Raw genomic sequence first — 1,420 nt, 5'->3', positions numbered from 1 at the left:
TAGCGGCGCCGACCACCGCCCTGCGGGCGGGTCGGCGCCGCCGGCACCACCAACTGGAACAACTCCCACAACTCGTCCGGCACCAGACGCTCCACGATCGTCACCGGACCAGCCTACAAGCCCAAATGAGACGTCTTCTAAAGGCTGTGTAATCGGGCAGCGGAACTTTGCGCGCTGTGGATCCGTCATGCCCTCACCTGGGAGGCCACCTGGCCGTAGCGAAGGGTAGTCGTCGAAAATTCTCAGCCCCACTCCACGCCTTCGTGTACGGCCCGGACGGCTCACGCATCCGTGCGCCCCAGAGCGTGCCACCAAGGCTGGGCGCGCGCTCCGCGACCAACACCGCCGCCCCTGCCCAATGGGACTGGGTGCCAAGCCCACCGGTTCGCCCTGCCCGCAAGCGATGCCCGCATCCACAGTCGCTCCGGCCCCAAGCTGAAAGGTAGGACAATATGAGCAGCTGGCGGCGCCACATCGTCCGGCGCGAGGATCCCGGCCCGGCCTATACCGAGGGGCAGGCACCGCTTCCCTATCCGGAAGGCTGGTTCATGCTCGCCCCCTCAATCAAGCGAGATCCGCCCCGGCACGGTCACCACCAAGCGCCTGATGGGTGAGGATGTAGTGCTTTACCGCACTCGCAGTGGCCGTATCCGGGTCGTGCGCCCCTACTGCCCCCATCTGGGCGCCCACCTTGGCTGCGGGGGTCGAGTCGACGACGAGGACATCGTCTGCCCGTTTCACCACTTCGCCTTCGACCCCGATGGCAACGTCGCACGCACAGGCCCCGGCTACACCGGAAAGCCCGTACGCGAAGGCCTCACCATCCTGCCCAGTGAGGAGGTCAACGGGGGAGTTTTCGCCTGGTCCGGGCCTTCCCAGCCAACCCTTCCCTGGAACATTCCCCAGCTTCTGAACCCCCGGAGTTCGCGCTCCAAGTTCGTCGTAGTGGATGTACATTCTCACCCTCAGGAGATCTGCGAGAACACCGTCGACATCGGACACACCCGTGCCCTGCACGGATTCTCCGACGCCTGGATGCCCAGGCCCCCCATCGCCGACAAGCACAGCTACTCCGTCGCCTTGCAGTTGTCCCGCCGCTTTCCCCCATTCGGCAGTCTGAAGGCCGACGTTGAGGTCAACCTCTACGGCCTGGGGTTCCTCCACGTCCTGCTCCGCGTGCCACGCATCGGCCTGGAGATGGACGCGGTGCTCGCCCCCCGCCCCGTCGACCCCTGGCGCTTGCACCTCACCGTGGGCGTCGGCGTGCTGTTCACACCCCCTAGCTGTATTGACCCGCAGGATTGTTGACACGCGTGATCGGGGGTTGGCCTCCGAGTGCGGTGTGGCAGCGATGGTAGTTGTAGGCGTGCAGGAAGTCGGGGAGCGCTTCGGTTCGTTCCTGGTTGCTGGTGTAGGGGCG

At 65.8% G+C, this 1,420-nt stretch carries 2 protein-coding genes and 1 pseudogene; 2 read left to right on the top strand and 1 reads right to left on the bottom strand.

The features are described from left to right. Positions 1–167: 167 nt before the first annotated feature. Positions 168–446 carry a Rieske 2Fe-2S domain-containing protein gene (locus tag PUR61_RS45215; RefSeq protein WP_443035136.1) on the top strand — a complete coding sequence of 93 codons (279 nt, stop codon included), beginning with the start codon at positions 168–170 and terminating at the stop codon, positions 444–446. Between the two features lie 43 nt (positions 447–489). Beyond that, positions 490–1,308, top strand: a complete 819-nt coding sequence (locus PUR61_RS08085) for a Rieske 2Fe-2S domain-containing protein (protein ID WP_329877203.1) — start codon at positions 490–492, stop codon at positions 1,306–1,308. Here PUR61_RS08085 and PUR61_RS08080 read toward each other — a convergent pair. Further along, a pseudogene (locus PUR61_RS08080) lies at positions 1,280–1,420 on the bottom strand (IS481 family transposase); the annotation flags it as partial. The gene PUR61_RS08085 and the pseudogene PUR61_RS08080 sit on opposite strands and share 29 nt — an antisense overlap.

Origin of the sequence: Streptomyces sp. BE20 (assembly GCF_036322525.1) — a bacterium.
Classification (GTDB): Bacteria; Actinomycetota; Actinomycetes; order Streptomycetales; family Streptomycetaceae; genus Kitasatospora.
Note: the sequence above shows the minus strand (reverse complement) of the source record. Positions and strands in the feature narration are given on the sequence as shown.